General features: G+C 45.5%; 11 protein-coding genes. 10 read left to right on the top strand and 1 reads right to left on the bottom strand.

All coding sequences use genetic code 11. The features are described from left to right. Positions 1 to 10 precede the first annotated feature (10 nt). The 3 genes from J2Z65_RS26300 to J2Z65_RS26290 are packed head-to-tail and all read left to right on the top strand — an operon-like array spanning position 11 to position 3,757. Positions 11 to 1,504 carry a spore germination protein gene (locus tag J2Z65_RS26300; protein ID WP_167052181.1) on the top strand — a complete coding sequence of 498 codons (1,494 nt, stop codon included), beginning with the start codon at positions 11 to 13 and terminating at the stop codon, positions 1,502 to 1,504. After that, a complete protein-coding gene (locus tag J2Z65_RS26295) occupies positions 1,494 to 2,615 on the top strand; it encodes a Ger(x)C family spore germination protein (RefSeq protein ID WP_240159458.1) in 1,122 nt (373 codons plus the stop codon). Before J2Z65_RS26300 ends, J2Z65_RS26295 begins: the two co-directional genes overlap by 11 nt. Positions 2,616 to 2,653: 38 nt before the next feature. Further along, positions 2,654 to 3,757 (top strand): GerAB/ArcD/ProY family transporter, encoded by a 1,104-nt coding sequence (locus tag J2Z65_RS26290; RefSeq protein ID WP_167052177.1) that lies wholly within the window; start codon positions 2,654 to 2,656, stop codon positions 3,755 to 3,757. Between the two features lie 464 nt (positions 3,758 to 4,221). Here the strand turns inward: J2Z65_RS26290 and J2Z65_RS26285 are convergent, their stop codons facing one another. Next, positions 4,222 to 5,115 (bottom strand): helix-turn-helix transcriptional regulator, encoded by an 894-nt coding sequence (locus J2Z65_RS26285; protein ID WP_167052175.1) that lies wholly within the window; start codon positions 5,113 to 5,115, stop codon positions 4,222 to 4,224. A gap of 114 nt (positions 5,116 to 5,229) precedes the next feature. Between J2Z65_RS26285 and J2Z65_RS26280 the strand changes: the two genes are divergently transcribed. The 7 genes from J2Z65_RS26280 to J2Z65_RS26250 all read left to right on the top strand — a co-directional run bounded on the left by J2Z65_RS26280 (position 5,230) and on the right by J2Z65_RS26250 (position 16,239). Continuing rightward, the gene (locus J2Z65_RS26280) at positions 5,230 to 7,653 is read left to right on the top strand and encodes a glycoside hydrolase family 31 protein (RefSeq protein WP_167052173.1); all 2,424 of its coding nucleotides are present in this window, start codon (positions 5,230 to 5,232) and stop codon (positions 7,651 to 7,653) included. A 188-nt stretch (positions 7,654 to 7,841) separates the two neighbouring features. Continuing rightward, on the top strand, positions 7,842 to 8,825 hold the full coding sequence (locus J2Z65_RS26275) for an ABC transporter permease (RefSeq protein WP_167052171.1): 984 nt from the start codon (positions 7,842 to 7,844) through the stop codon (positions 8,823 to 8,825). A 59-nt stretch (positions 8,826 to 8,884) separates the two neighbouring features. After that, entirely contained in the window at positions 8,885 to 9,724 is an 840-nt protein-coding gene (locus tag J2Z65_RS26270; RefSeq protein WP_167052354.1) for a carbohydrate ABC transporter permease, read from the top strand. Between the two features lie 64 nt (positions 9,725 to 9,788). Beyond that, complete coding sequence (locus J2Z65_RS26265; RefSeq protein WP_167052169.1) at positions 9,789 to 11,363, top strand: extracellular solute-binding protein; 1,575 nt, start codon at positions 9,789 to 9,791, stop codon at positions 11,361 to 11,363. 99 nt (positions 11,364 to 11,462) lie between these two features. Next, the gene (locus J2Z65_RS26260; protein ID WP_240159450.1) at positions 11,463 to 13,199 is read left to right on the top strand and encodes a sensor histidine kinase; all 1,737 of its coding nucleotides are present in this window, start codon (positions 11,463 to 11,465) and stop codon (positions 13,197 to 13,199) included. A gap of 3 nt (positions 13,200 to 13,202) precedes the next feature. Continuing rightward, positions 13,203 to 13,952 carry a response regulator transcription factor gene (locus J2Z65_RS26255; protein WP_167052167.1) on the top strand — a complete coding sequence of 250 codons (750 nt, stop codon included), beginning with the start codon at positions 13,203 to 13,205 and terminating at the stop codon, positions 13,950 to 13,952. Then, on the top strand, positions 13,924 to 16,239 hold the full coding sequence (locus J2Z65_RS26250) for a glycoside hydrolase family 95 protein (protein ID WP_167052165.1): 2,316 nt from the start codon (positions 13,924 to 13,926) through the stop codon (positions 16,237 to 16,239). The genes J2Z65_RS26255 and J2Z65_RS26250 overlap by 29 nt, the downstream gene beginning before the upstream one ends. Positions 16,240 to 16,429 lie beyond the last annotated feature (190 nt).

Genomic DNA, 16,429 nt, shown 5'->3' with positions numbered 1-16,429 from the left:
TGGAAATCGGATGAATACGATGAAAACGGACTTTCAGGACATAGACCAATTAATAAATTTATCCAGACAATCAAGCGACTTTAAAACCTCTCAAATTTGTACTTCCGGTCAACAAGTTAGCATCTCCTATTTCAAATCATTAATCGACGATAAGTTGCTGCAGTTCAATGTAATTATTCCATTGCAAAACCATACCATGCTCTCCGAGCTCAACCAGATTGAGGATCTAAAAGAATGGCTCCCGACAGATGACATAGAGATAACCGATAATGTTGAGGACATTCAAGCCAAGCTATTCAAAGGACATGCGATTGTTGAGCTTGAGGGACACGATCGGAAGTTCGTGCTGGTGAATGTTGCGAGTAAAGAAGGTCTGCGAAAAGATAACAATACGGAAAACGAGTTCAGTGTTGTTGGACCCAAGGTAGGGTTCGTCGAAGACATTGATACGAACATACGTTTGCTAAGAGCTCAGATCAACATCCCCAACTTGATTGTAAAAGAATTAACCATAGGCTCAACATCTAAAACAAGAGTTTCCGTTATCTACATCGACGGGGTGACAAATCCGCAAATCATCCAAACCACGGAGCAGAGGCTGAAGCAAATTGACTATGACGTGATCTGGGATTCCTCCATTCTGGATCAATTCATTTCGGACAACTCGTCCACGCCCTTTCCACTCTTTTTAACAACGGAACGCCGGGACCGGGTCGTGTATGCTCTGATCAGCGGGCAAGTTGCGATTGTTAGCGACGGGTCACCATATTTTGTTACAGGCCCCTCGACATTGTTTGACTTTTTCATTTCCCCGGAAGATTATTATTTACCTTGGATCCTAGCTTCCTTTTTCAGGATGATTCGTATTTTCGGGGTTATTTTTTCGTTAATCGCAACATCATTTTATATCGCTATAACCACTTTCCATTACGAGGTCATCCCAAGGGATTTATTGGAACCACTCATTTATTCCAGAAGGAATGTCCCCTTCCCCCCTTTTATCGAAGTGCTTTTCTTGGAGATAACCATCGAGTTTCTCCGTGAGGCCGGCGCCAGATTGCCGTCAAAAATCGGTCAAACCTTAGGTATCGTAGGAGGTATTATCATTGGGCAAGCTACCGTCCAAGCTGGCTTGACAAGCAATATCCTCGTCATCATCGTCGCCTTTTCGGCATTGGCCTCGTTTGCCACGCCGATTTATAAGATGTCGAATGCGATACGGTTTTTACGTTTCCCCATGATCGCAATGACTTCCATATGGGGTGGAATAGGCTTGTTTATGGGGATTACTTTACTGATCGTCCATATTTCCCGGTTGACTTCATTAGGCACTCCATATATGGTCCCTATCTATCCTCTTCGAGTCCACGACCTGAGAGACAGTTTTATACGTCCGTCGTATCAATATATTAATTTTAGGATGCGGTTCTTAAGGCCGCTTTCTTTAATAAAGTACAAACCAAAGCCGGTTAGAAGGAAACATGGTTTTGACGATGATGAATGATGAAGAAAGTGGGAATATGGAGTTAATGAAAACAACATTTCCAACATTTATACTGATCGTTCTTAGTGCATTGATGACCGCATGCGGAAATCAATATATAGTGAATGATATTAAGCTTGTTCAAACGGTTGGTTATGATATCATCCAAAATGGAGTACAAAGCGCTGCCATTATCGCCAATTACGAAGAACAAGGGGCAAAAAAATTAGAGTTTTACGTAACGAATTCGGATAACATGTTTGATAGTATCCCAAGGCTAAAAACGAAGCTTGATTTTCCACTTGAATATGGACAGCTGAGATTGGCGTTATTCGGAGAAACGTTCGCGCGTAAAGGAATCAAAGCAACAATCGATAGTCTGATCCGCAATCCCAAAATATCTCGCCGTATGCAATTCGGCGTTGCCGATCGAGACGCTTTGAACATATTGAACATACCCCAAAACAAAAGCGATCCGTATTTTTTATCCGATATGATTGAGCAAAACTATAAGAAAGGGAATTTGCCTTTGACGAACCTTCATGTTGTGAATTTTAATCTTTACGGCAAAGGAAGGGATCTCTTTTTACCGTATATCACAGAAGAAGACAGAGAAGTAAAAATCAATGGAATTGCATTGTTCGAAGGGGACAAATTCAAAACAACCATCAGTATAAGGGATGCATTGCTGCTGAAAATGCTGCTAGGAAACTCTAAGTTTGGAAGCATCACAATTCCTATAAAAGAATCGAACCAAAAGCAAGAGGACTCCTTCCTTATGTACAGTATCGGTTCCAAGTCAAAATTTAAGGTGATTAGTATCGGACCTCCGGCATCCGTTGCCATTCATTTGGAATTGGACGCACTGGTTAGAGATGTCCCACCATGGATGGATCTTACATCAAAGGATCAAATTCCATCACTTGAGAAAAGTATGGAGGCCTATTTTGAGAAAGAAATTCAAAAGCTTGTATCGTTTTGCAAAAAAAACAACGTGGATCCGGTAGGCTTTGGCGATCTAATAAGAAGCAGATCGAATAAATGGAATGCTCGAGAGTTTCAAGAACACTATGGTGAATTGGAAACAACAGTGAGCGCTAAAGTTAAGATTGTTCAGACAGGTTCCAGTTAGTGAAGCAGCAATTCAATGTTTAGGAGGCGGCATGTGAAGTGAGAAGCGAAATAAGCGAAAAATATATGGTGTCTCCTTACTTTGTCAGCGTTCTATTGTATGTCAGCATTGTGGGAGTTGGAATACTGAATTTTCAGAGGAAATTAATTGTGAATGCCGGATATAACGCTTGGATATCCGTGATTTTGACGGGGATTAGCATGCATATCATCTTATGGATGATGTATAAAATGTTATCCTCTACCTCTGACGGTCAAGAAATTATCACGCTGAACAAAACGCTTTTCGGAAACGTTTTCGGGAATATACTCAACTCAGCAGTGGTCCTTTATTTTGTGTACGGAGCATTTCTGAAATTTAAAATGTATCTTGGCCTGATTCAAGTCAACATGTTTCCAGTAATGAACATTTTGCCCATGAGTATCAGCATCGCTTTGATAATCTACTATACATTGTTCGGCGGGTTCCGGTCGGTTACAGGAATCAGCTTTTGGGCGACGCTTATTTCCTTTGCTTCGATTATTCCGCAGATTGTACTGTCATTGCCGTCTTTGCATCCGTTAAACTTGCTGCCACTGCTAAACCATTCTGCGACCGATATTTTTCTCTCTTCTAAAAGCATGGTGTTTGAATATTTAGGTCTTGAGACGCTTCTCATATTTTTTCCGTTTATAAAGACACCGGCAAAGTCGCAAAAATGGGCTCATAGTATGATGATCTTAATTACAATGATATATTTGATGGTTTTAACCATAGCAATTATGTTTTTCAGCGAAGATCAGCTGCGCCATTCCATATGGCCAACAATGGATATGCTCAGTATTTTTGAAGTACCTCTGCTCCAGAGACTCGAATACTTTTTCATATCCTTATGGTTTATAAAAATGATTGCCGGGATTTGCATCTACTTATGGGTGGCTTGCCGAGGACTGAAAACCGCTTTTCACATTGGGCAACGAAACAGCCTGATTGTATTTCTCATTGCAATCGTGACGATAAATTATTTGATTAAGGACCAAAGAAGTATTGAATGGGCTTCTAATTTGTACTCGCCCGTCGGATTTTATTTTATTTATGCCTATATCCCTTTTATGTTCGTTTGTATGCTTATTAGAAAAAGGTTGACGCATTCTGCGGAATAACGAAACTCGACATAGGCGAAATTAAAGGTAATCCCGATTTGCGTGTTCTCTCACAATACCTTGTCAATGTCACGAATGGAATAACCAGCACTACTGCCGGGTCACGGATCGAAAAACACTAGATAAAAACATTTTAGAGATGTCTCTGAATTTTTTACGATAATTTTTTCGTTTCGAATCGGAATGATCATTCCCTTTCAAAGAACTGCGGTGCGGCCGACTGAGTGAGGTTGGATAGATGAGGGCCGGGACTCCTTTGGGGTTCCGGTCCTCATCTTTGTGCCGTCTTAACTTGCTAACATGACCAATAGGTAAAATGTAATAACTTTGATAGTTTCGCGAGCCAACGACAAGCCCCCCTGAAAAGTGTGCAAATTGTGCTGAGTTGATGAAATCGATTTAAGTGCTTCAAACGCCGCTCAATTGGGAATCATGGAGGATCAATAAAACTTAATTGCATTTGTCTAAATGTCTGAGGAATAATGAGCCTTATATTCGGAAGGCGTCATTTTCATATAATATTTGAACCATTTGGCGAAATAACTGGCATGCTGAAACCCGGAATCCAGCGATGCTTCCAGAATATTGCAGGTACCACTGCGAAGCAGCTTCGCGGCATTATTAACCCGGAGATAGTTTAAATACTCCATCGGCCTCAGGCCGGTCTGTGATTTAAAAAATGTGCAAAAGTGAGATCGGCTGAGGGACATTACTGCTGCCAGTTGATCTAAATCGAGCTTGTCGCGAGAGTGCTCTTCCATATACGCCAATACTTTTTTGATTTGCCGATTGGACTCTCGGACCGGGTGCTTGTCTGGAACCCTGTGGTGCTCCAATAAACTAAACCGGTAGATATCCGCAACAAGCAGGAGCATGATGCCTTTCAGGCTCATCTCATATGCAGGTAATTGGTGCTCGTATTGCAGCAGGATCTGTCTTACATGGTTAAGCAATTCGAGCTGCGTCCCACTCTTCACAGACAATAAAGTCGGAAGTCGCATATTCCCTTTGATAATCGGTGCCAAAAACAGCTCTTCAATCCGATCTGATGGGTGTGAGGAAAGCCAAGAAAATTTGAAAACGATGGAAAAGTAGCAAATTCCGTCACGTTGATCGTTGAATCCCGAGTGGAGTTCTCCCGGATGGACGATGAGCGCTTCCCCTTCCCGAACGGTGTACTCACGATTCTCGATTTTGAACGCGGCACTTCCTCTGTCCAGATAGATAATTTCCATCTCGTTATGCCAATGAATGGGGAGGATAGTATGAACACCGGGCGGATGAACTACTTTGTAAATATGGAATGGAAAGTCGGGTACGCCGTGCGGCTTGCCTTCGCGGTATCGATGTTCAAACATAGTGTCCTCCTGAAATCGTAATATTGTTTTCGAAGTTAGCTATAATATGCTAGAAAATCATGTTAATAGCGTAATATGATTATAACAAAATCAAGATAAGGAAGGATCGTGTTCATGTTGAAATTATCCCATTTTGAAATCGAACCGGGTGGCCTTGCCCTAAGAACTTCTAGTGGCACTATGCATATCGCTTTCTACACGCCTAGTATCGCCAGAATTCGGTATACCCTGGAATCGACATTCAGCGGTAAACGGAGTCTGATGGTTGTTGATCGTCCGGAGAGCCTAGAAGTCAGGTGGACGATTGACGACCATCCCGAATATCTGGAATTGTCAACAGATTTGCTCACGATTAGGGTAGATAAACAAAGTTGTGCGTTCAGCTACCTAGATAAGGACCAGAGACTGTTGGCGAAAGAGCCCGCCAGAGGAGGCAAAACACTCGAACGCACTGATGTTTACAGCACTGTTTTCGACGAGTCAGCCCCGTTGGAGACTGCTCAAGGCGCTGACGGTCTTCGAGTGAGAGCGAATAGTGGGCGTCGAGGCCTAGATAGGCAGGCGTATCATACGAAGCTTGAGTTCGAATGGCAGCCGGACGAAGCGTTATATGGTCTTGGCTCGCACGAAGAAGGCATGATGAATCTGCGCGGAAAGCACCAGTATTTGTACCAGCAAAACATGAAAGCAGTCGTACCCGCTTTTTTATCGACTCGAGGTTATGGCGTGCTGGTGGACAGTTATTCTTACATGAGTTTTCATGATGACGCGTTTGGATCTTACATCTGGACCGATGTCGACGACGAAATGGACTATTATTTCATATACGGTCCCGAATTTGACCAGATTGTAGCTGGTATACGCTATTTGACGGGTGAGGCGCCAATGTTACCAAAATGGGCTTTTGGCTATGTACAATCAAAAGAACGGTACGTATCCCAACAGGAATTAATTGAAACCGTACAGGAGTATCGCAAACGTGCCCTTCCTCTCGATTGTATTGTTCTGGACTGGCAATCATGGCCTGGTCAGCTTTGGGGACAAAAGACACTTGATCCAGAGAGATTCCCTGACCCTTCCGGAATGATGAAGCAGCTTCGTCAAATGAACGCCAGACTGATGGTGTCCATTTGGCCGATCATGAGAGAGGGAGGTGATAATCATCGAGAGATGGACGAGCAAGGATTCTTGCTTGGTAATCAGGCTACTTACGACGCTTTCAATGAAGAAGCTCGCAAACTGTACTGGAAACAAGTCAATGCCGGATTATTCAGCCATGGAGTAGACGCTTGGTGGTGCGACTGTACCGAACCATTCGAAGCGGATTGGAAGGGATCGGTAAAGCCGGAGCCTGAGCAGCGAATGCTGATCAACACGGCCGAAGCCAAGCTTTATCTCGATCCCGAATATATTAATGCATATTCACTTCTGCACTCCAAGGGAATATATGAAGGCCAACGAGCTTTGACCGCCAGTAAACGGGTGGTGAATCTGACGCGTTCGGCTTATGCTGGACAACATCGGTACGGCACGATAACCTGGTCGGGAGATATAGCAGCCAACTGGGAGACGCTTAGAAAGCAGATAGCGGATGGTCTTAATTTTTGTGTTACAGGATCACCTTACTGGACATTCGATATTGGAGCGTTTTTTGTTCACAACAAGAAGAATCTTTGGTTCTGGGGCGGGGATTATGACGGCGGTGTTGATGATATGGGCTATCGTGAGTTGTATGTCCGCTGGTTTCAGCTCGGCGCATTTCTTCCGATGTTCCGTTCCCATGGGACAGATACGCCTAGGGAAATTTGGAGATTCGGCGAGCCTGGCGAGCCGATATACGATACCTTGGTCAAATTTTTAAAGCTTCGATACAAGCTAGTGCCGTACATTTATTCTCTGGCAGGAGCTATTGCTCATAGGAGTTATACCATGTTCCGGGCACTGGCATTTGACTTCCGGGAAGATGTGCAAGCGCATAACGTAGACGATCAATTCATGTTTGGACCAGCATTTCTTGTTTGCCCAGTCACAACAGCGATGTATTACGGTCCGGAATCCCGCAAGCTTCACGGCGTAAGCAAGTACCGCAGTGTCTACCTTCCGGTCGGCATTTGGTACGATTATTGGACGGATGAGCGTACGGAGGGCGGAAGGACAATAGAATCCAAAGCCGACTTAGAGACGATGCCACTCTATGTCCGCGCAGGATCCATCGTTCCGCTGGGAACGGAAATCCAGTATGCTGACGAACATCCGGAAGGGGATATTCGTTTGAAGGTTTATCCCGGCAAGGATGTTATATTCACCTTATATGAGGATGAGGGAGACAGCTATGGTTACGAGGAAGGAGCTTATGCCACGATTGAGATCCAATGGTGCGAGGCTGCTCGAGCTCTTTTGATTGGAAAGCGGAAAGGTACATACTACGGCATGCCAGCCGAGCGAAAAATCCATGTGGAGATTGTCGGCGAAGCCGGTCAATGCACGATCTCTTACCATGGTGAGCCAATCACAATCAGGCAAGACGATGTCGGCTAATCCGGTTTAACGCCGACATCAATAGCATGGCCAAGATATTCTAAAGTTTGGCCATGTTACCATTTCCCCCCCAATGTCCGTTATATAACTGAGAAGATCAGATCAAAAATTGACAACGCTTTCTCGAAAATTTTGGCTTACCGGTGAGTGCTGCAGGGATGTAGTATGGGAGTAAGGGAGGAACGAACATGGAACTAGATACGCAGCTAGCAAGACCTGCAGTTAAAACAGGTGAGAAAGCGCTTTTATGGAAGCGGTTTAAACAGCAAAAAATGCTTCATTTATTCGTTGGGCTAGGGATGATTTTCTTACTGATTTTTTCCTACACACCTATGTTCGGAATCATCATGGCGTTTAAGGACTACAGCATCTCAACCGGTATTAGGGGCATATTCACCAGCGAATGGGTCGGTTTAAAATATTTCGATGAATTCGTAAATGATTATCAATTTGGTACCATCGTTCGTAATACGCTCATGTTGAGCTTGCTGAAGGTAATCTTCACCTTCCCCGCACCAATCATTTTTGCGATTATGCTTAACGAAGTGAAACACATGGCTTTCAAACGATTCGTGCAAACCGTCAGCTACCTGCCTCATTTCATTTCTTGGGTTGTCGTCGTCAGTCTCGCCTTCTTCTTCCTATCAACAGACGTTGGACTTGTGAATAAGGCGCTTCTGGGACTTGGTCTCATCGACAAACAGCTTGATATTTTGACCAATGCGAACTACTTTTGGGGACTCGCGGTCGGAAGCGCTATGTGGAAGGAGATGGGCTGGTGGACAATCATCTTCTTGGCGGCTATCACGGGCATCAATCCAGCTCTATACGAAGCGGCGCAAATCGACGGTGCCGGGAGGCTGGCACGGATCCGCCACATCACGATTCCAGGCATGAAGGGAACGATCATTGTTGTCCTTATTCTCACAATTGGCAGTATTCTAGGCGGTGGTCTCGTCGGTTCTAACTTCGAGCAGGCATATCTTCTTGGGAACACCATCAACAATCCAACCTCGGAGATTGTGCAGACCTATGCATTTAAGGTCGGCCTGCGGGACGGTCGTTTCTCATACGCAGCAGCCATCGACCTGATCCAGTCCGTCATCTCGGTTGTGTTGATCTTTTCCAGCAATTACATCGCCAAGCGAAAGTCGGATTCAAGTCTATTCTAGTGAAAGGAGGAGCGGTCGTGCTACATAACCAAAAACAGAAGGACATACTCCTTGACAGCATGATATACGTGGTTCTATTCATCATCATGCTTGCCATGTTATATCCGTTCTACTACGTTGTAATCGTATCGTTCAACAGGGGATCAGATTCGCTTCTCGGAGGCGTATACTTGTGGCCCCGAAGTGTTACTTTAGAAAATTACAAAACATTCTTGTCAGATCCCAACTGGTTTCGCGCTTTTCTGGTTACGATATCTCGAACTGTGCTGGGCACGATGCTCGGCGTTCTATTTACAAGTCTGGTCGCTTATGGACTTTCACATCGGAATCTGTTATTTAGTAAATTTTACTTCACAGTTATTATTTTCGCGATGTATTTCTCCGGCGGCCTCATTCCGTACTACGTAGTGCTACGCTCGATTGGTTTACTGAATACGTTCGGTGTATATATCTTCCCGTCCATGCTTAGTACATTCTTCCTGCTAATTGCTATCTCATTCTTCCGTGAAATACCTGGCGAGCTGAAGGAATCCGCTCATATGGATGGCGCGAGCGAACTTGTTGTTTTTTTCCGAATTGTCCTGCCGGTTTCGATGCCGCTCGTCGCGACGATGGCCTTGTTTATGGGTGTCGGTCAATGGAACTCATGGCTGGATTCGGCTTACTTTGTACAATCGGAGAGCTTGCGTACACTTACATACCGCATGATGGAAATCATCAATAAATTCAATTCCCCTATGGACGCACTCGCAGTAGCGAACGGATCCTCGTCGGGAGTTACGAGCTTCTCACTTCAGGTGACGGCGATGGTCGTCTCGATAGCGCCTATCGTATTCATATATCCTTTCCTGCAGAAGTATTTCGTTCAAGGCATCATGCTTGGTTCTGTCAAAGGTTGAAATCGCTTGCACGATAGTAAAGCATTTGCTTTAATATACTAACAACAACATTGGAGGGGTCGTCTTGAAAAGAACAAAAGGTTACAAAGTATTTGTAACGACACTGGCGCTTGTACTCGTGTTGATGCTATTGTCCGCATGCAGTATGGACAGTAACAGTGGTTCGAATACAAACCAGGGAGCCGAAAAAAACAGCAAGTCTCCTGCAGGGAATGCGGCGGAGGAGCTAACACTGTTTATCGATGCGCCATGGTACCCTGTCAAGGAATGGAAAGGTCCAATTGCAGACAAAATCACCGAGAAGACGGGCGTAAAGTTGAAGGTGACAGTAGCGACAGACGACAAGCAATTGCCATTGATGATTGCATCGGGAGATTTACCGGACTTAGTGTTTACGTATGGAAATGTTAGCCGGTTGTCTGACTCTAAACTGTCCTATCCCTGGAATGAGCTGATCCAAAAGTATGCGCCTGATTTTAAAATTGATAAGACCCGTATTGCAATCCATACGATGGATGACGGCAACTTTTACACGATCCGCAATTCTTTCGCAACTCAGGAAGAATGGGCGGCAAATAAATACGCACTGGGCAACAACGGCAATCCGGGCATTGCCGTACGTGAGGATATCTTGAAGCAACTCGGGAACCCGCCCATTAAGACGCTGGATGATTTCGTCAACGTGCTCGGCATGGTTAAGAATAAGTATCCAGACATGGTACCGTTAATTATGGACAAGGAATGGATTGAGCAATACTTTCTGATGCAATTTGGCGTGGATGCGACCTTTGGCAGCCCCTGGTTCGAACAAGGAGGCAAAGTAGACTTTTTCATTCGCCATCCGAAAATGAAAGAATATTTCAAGTTTATGAACAAGCTATATCGAAATGGCTATATTATGGCGGAGAACTTTGCTCACGCCAATGATAAGATCGACGATCAGTACGCGACAAGCGGCAAAGCTTTTGCCCACATGTATACAGTGAGTGTCGCCGACAGCGACAATGCCGCAGTCAAACGCGAAGGGGGCGCATTCACATTCAAGATGCTGCCGACCTCTCTTTCGAACGATACGAAAGTCGTCAGTGGAGGCGTTGGCTTCGCAGGTACATTCATTACGAAGAAAAATAAAAATCCTGAGAAGTCGATTAAATTTCTGCAATACTTGGCAAGCGACGAAGGTAAAAAGCTTACGATGTTTGGAATCGAGAACGAGCATTGGACTTGGAACCAAGAGGGTTATCCGAATTTGAAGTATGATCCGAATGACGCCCAATTCGTCGAAAGCAACGGGATTAAATGGTGGTACCTATATAACGATGCGATTACGGAAGGGCAGTGGAGTTACGTACCGGGTACGATGACGACGCAAACGCTCATGGAAATCAAGAATATTACCAAGTATAAGCCTGAGCTTGGCCTGATCCAGGCGGGGCCTGACTCTAAAGAGAGGACGATGAGGACCAAGATTGATGAAATGATCAAAAACGAGAAGGTCAAGGTGTATCTTGCCAAGTCCGAAGAGGAAGCAATGGCCAACTACGAGAATATGGTCAAGAATGCAGAGCAGCTCGGACTACAAAAACTCGTTGATTGGGCTAATGAGACCTACCAAAAAAGGAAAGATTTGTTCAAGTAAGCAAACGGTAACCGGTAGGGGCAAATATGCCTCTACCGGATTTTGGTTGCTCATGATATGGTTATAAGGAAATTCCGAAAGCAAGAGGTATCTGTGATCATGAGCATAGTACGCAAAATTATTGTTGGTTACATCGTACTGATTTTTATTCCGGTTATCGTTTTTGGTTACTACTACTACAGTCAAATTTATGGAAATCTGACGAAGCAATTCGTTGAAAGCCGGCAAAAGATACTTGAACAAGCCTATGCAAATATGAAAGCCGATCTAACACGCATACAATCCATTCATCGTCTCCTACAGTACAACCCATATGTGACTGATTATTTGGATGGCGTATATGAATCGGATGCCGAGAGCATCTTTACTTACACGCGGTATATCAATCCGATATTCACACAATCTTTTTTTTCCAATCCGGAGATAGAGTCGCTGAGAATTTATAAGATAAAGGAAAAGGTGCTCACAATCACCGATCGGTTTATCGACACATCCCTGCAAGGGGGAGAAGCTAATGAGATTTCGCTTTCGTTAAAACCGGGTTATGGAAAATGGATACTGCTCAAGCCACAAGATCAGGAACCACAGCTAATCTATTATCAGAATATTTATAATAATAATATAACCGAGAAACTTGGACTTCTAGAGATACGTGTCAACAGCAATCTGATCGATAAGTTCTATAAAGCTGCAGGAGTTGAAGGGAACTGGAAGTCCTTTTTACTATCGGAGAGCGGCAAGCCCTTGGTCAATGGAGAAGTTGCATCCAGGCTTGATGATAAAACACTAAAACTGCTAGAAGCGAATGAAAGCAAATCTTACGTTATCACCAGGCAAACGATCGTGAATCAACTGGATATCAAGGAACTTGGGGTACGAATCGCCATTATGGGGAAAGTAGAAGATGTGTTTCGTGCTGTAAAGGAAAAGGAAGTTGTGCTGATCTTAACCATATTCGGCTTTCTGGCTGCCTTGTCCTTTGCTTACTATCTGCTTGCATCAACGATTACAAAGCGAATCCTTCGGCTTGCAAGACATATGCGCAATCTTGGAGACGATAATATGAAGTTGATCGTCAACCGCCCTGGCAATCAAGACGAAATAGGATTTCTCATCGACACCTACAATAACATGATCCACCGAATGGATGAGCTTATTAATAACGTCCATCGCGCTGAATTAAGAAATAAAGAAGCGGCCTATCAAGTACTTCAGGCGCAGATCAAGCCGCATTTCTTGTATAACACGCTGGAAACGATCCGGATGCTAGCCGAAATCGCCAACAACAAGGAGGTAGCGAACATCTCGTTCTGGTTCGGGAAACTGATGCGCTACAGCTTGTCTTCTCAAAAGGAAGAGACGGTGCTTGCGAAGGAGATTGAGACGGTAAGCCTCTACCTCAACATTCATAAAATGCGGCTTCTTGACAGGCTGACCTACGAAATTAATGTTAATGTGAATGCAGATAAAATTGCTTGTCCGAGATTCATTCTTCAGCCTCTTATTGAGAATAGTATTGTTCACGGCGCGTCCACTGTGATTCGGCCTGTTCATATTCAGGTTCTAGCAGAAGAAACTGCGGATGAAACTCGGATCTACATGATGGACAACGGGGCAGGCATCCCACCAGAGAAATTGCACACCATTCAAAGTAAATTGTATCGAGAAACGGAGACGAAGCCATTGAGTGAGGGAGAGAGAGGAGGGCTAGGGCTTTATAACGTCAGCGAGCGTATTAAATCTTTCTATGGCGGCGCTTCACGGCTGGAACTTACAAGCGAACAGGGAAAGGGTACATGCCTAACCATCATTATCGATAAAAGGGATGGCGAGTAAAAGATGAAAATACTGATTGTCGATGACGAGCCACTGATTCTGAAGGGCCTTATGAAGATTGTTGATGAAGCGGCACCGCCTGGTACGGAAGTTCGTGTGGCAAATAACGTCTCTGAAGCACTTGTGGTTATGCAGGCCTATCTGCCGGATGTCACGGTTACGGATCTCAATATGCCGGAGAGAAACGGATTTGAGTTAATTGAGGAAGCTCGAGAAGGCGGATTGTGTGATCAATTTATTATATTGACGGGATATGAGGATTTTGATTATGTGCGCAGAGCGCTTCGCGTGGGCGTTGTGGATTACTTATTGAAACCGATTGACAAAGAAGAAATTGCGAATTTACTGGCGAGGATTGCCGAGGATCTTCCTCCCGATTCGGAATCGGATTACACGGTTCACGCCAAGCGAATCCTTCTTTACATGGAGGGGCATTACATGCAGGACCTGTCGTTAGAGCATCTTGCAGATTTGATGAATCTTCATCCGCACTATATCAGCAGATTGTTCAAGAAGGAAACTGGCGATAACTTTGTGAATCATCTCAACACTTTGCGAATCCGTGAAGCGCAGAAATTGCTGAAAGCTTGCTGGCATCTTCCAGTAAACGTAATTGGTAAGAGGGTTGGGTTTGAGAACAAGCATTACTTTACGAAAGTTTTCAAAAAATACACGGGCATCACTCCAGGAGCATATCGTGAGGCTGGAGTGACTGAATCTACCGATGGAGGGGAAGCAGTTGACAGATCTTAAGCTATTATTTAAGAGTCCGGCAACGAAATGGAATGAGGCACTGCCAATCGGCAACGGCAGGCTAGGAGCGATGGTGTATGGACAGACGCAACAGGAACGATTGCAATTAAATGAAGATTCCGTCTGGTACGGTGGATCACGTGACCGTAATAATCCGGATGCAAAAGCAAATCTTCCGGAAATCCGTCGTTTAATATTTGAAGGCAAGTTGAAGGAAGCCGAGAAGCTCGCGGTCTTGGCGTTATCCGGGTTGCCGGAATCGCAAAGGCATTATATGCCTCTAGGACATCTTTTACTTGACTTCTCTCTTCCAGAGGGTGAACCGGACAATTACGAGCGTACGCTAGATTTGGAAAGTGGCACTGTTACCGTCACCTTCAGTCAGGGCGGCGTTTCATTTAAGCGCGAGATTTTTGCTAGTTACGTTGATCAGGCAATCATCCTGAGGCTTACAGCAAACCGGTCTGGTGAAATCGGTTTCACTTCACGCTTGGAACGTGGGCGTTGGCGATACGCCGACCATGCCGGACGTGAGGGAAACAACGTAATCTGGATGAGTGGTAATTGTGGCGGTGAGGGAGGCAGCCAGTACGGTGCAGTGCTGAGAGCTTCAGCTGATGGCGGCACGGTGAAAGCGGTTGGCGAGCACCTGGTCGTGGAGAACGCAAATAGCGTGACACTTGTTCTGTCGGCTGCAACGACATTCCGGTTCCTTGATCCTTTGGCAGAAGCGAGGGAGAAAGCGGAGAGTGCCGCCAATCTGGGTTATCAAGCGCTCTATCGGAGACACCTAGACGACTATTGCGAATTATTCGGACGAGTGTCGTTGTCGTTGACGGAAGACTTGGAAGTCGGACGTAAGAGTCTATCAGATCGCATGGACAGGCTTAGCGGTGGAGAGTCCGATCCGGCCCTTTTTGCGCTTTATTTTCAGTTCGGCCGATATTTGCTCATCTCCTCCAGCCGACCTGGCTCGCTGCCCGCCAATTTGCAAGGCATCTGGAACGAGCACTTCCTTCCGCCGTGGGACAGTAAATATACGATCAACATCAATGCGCAGATGAATTACTGGCCGGCGGAATCGTGCGCGCTTTCCGAATGCCACGAACCTCTTTTTGAGTTGCTGGAACGGATGCGCGAACCTGGTCGGCATACGGCGTCCGTTATGTACGGCTGCAGGGGGTTCACTGCTCACCATAATACCGATATCTGGGCCGATACTGCTCCACAGGATACATGGCTACCCTCCACGTATTGGCCGATGGGAGCTGCCTGGCTCTCGCTGCATCTATGGGAGCATTACCAATTTACAATGGATGTGGAATTTCTCAGCAAAGCATACGACACCATGCGGGAAGCTGCGTTGTTCTTAATTGATTACGTAGTGGAAACTCCTGGCGGTGAGCTGGTTACCTGCCCATCTGTGTCACCAGAGAATACATATATCCTTCCAAATGGAGAATCTGGCGTACTATGTGCCGGACCATCGATGGACACGCAGATCATTCGTGAGCTGTTCACAGCAGTGCTAGAGACAGAGCTGATACTCGGCATCCAGAAAAGTGAGACACTAGGACCTGAGTTACAACGAGTACTGATGAAGCTTCCCCAGCCGAAAATTGGAAGGTACGGCCAACTTCAGGAATGGTATGAAGATTACGAAGAGGCGGAGCCGGGTCATCGCCACATCTCCCATTTATTTGCCTTGCATCCGGGTAGCCAGATCACGCCCGACGGCACGCCCGAACTGGCGGCAGCTGCACTGTGCACGCTGGAGCGGCGTTTGGCAAGCGGCGGAGGCCATACCGGATGGAGTCGAGCGTGGATCATTAATTTCTGGGCTAGGCTTAGGAAAGGCGAGGAAGCGATGAACAATCTTAATGCGCTTCTCACACATTCGACGCTACCAAACTTTTTTGACAATCATCCGCCATTCCAGATCGATGGAAATTTTGGCGGTGCGGCTGCGATCGCTGAAATGCTTCTTCAGAGCCATGCAGGCGAGATCCATCTTTTGCCTGCGCTACCACAGGCTTGGCATTCGGGGAAGGTGACGGGTCTTCGCGCCAGAGGCGGCTTCTCGGTCGACATGGAGTGGGCGGAAGGAACGCTGAAATCCGCTCGGGTTGTTTCTGGTAAAGCTGGAGCTTTCTGCAAGGTGCGTAGCAGCATCCAAGTAACGGTAACGGCTAACGGAGCACCGATCGATGTTTTGCAGAAGGATGGGGTCGTCATCTTCGAGACGGTTGTTGGAGGAGTTTATAACATCGAGGTGTCCATACCGTAAATTTCTTGGGCCATCTTGGTCCACGGATGGAGCAGACTGTAACAAAAATAACAATATGGGGAGGTAGTCCGGCATGCAGCCGGATTATCTAATGATATGTAAGCGTTTTCAAATCTTTACATGCGAGTACATTGCTGCTTTGGATGGCTGGATAATGACCCTAAGCTATGCCGAGAAAATGGTTACATGA

The organism is Paenibacillus aceris (assembly GCF_017874035.1).
Classification (GTDB): Bacteria; Bacillota; Bacilli; order Paenibacillales; family NBRC-103111; genus Paenibacillus_E; species Paenibacillus_E aceris.
This window is presented reverse-complemented; position numbering and strand designations above follow the sequence as displayed.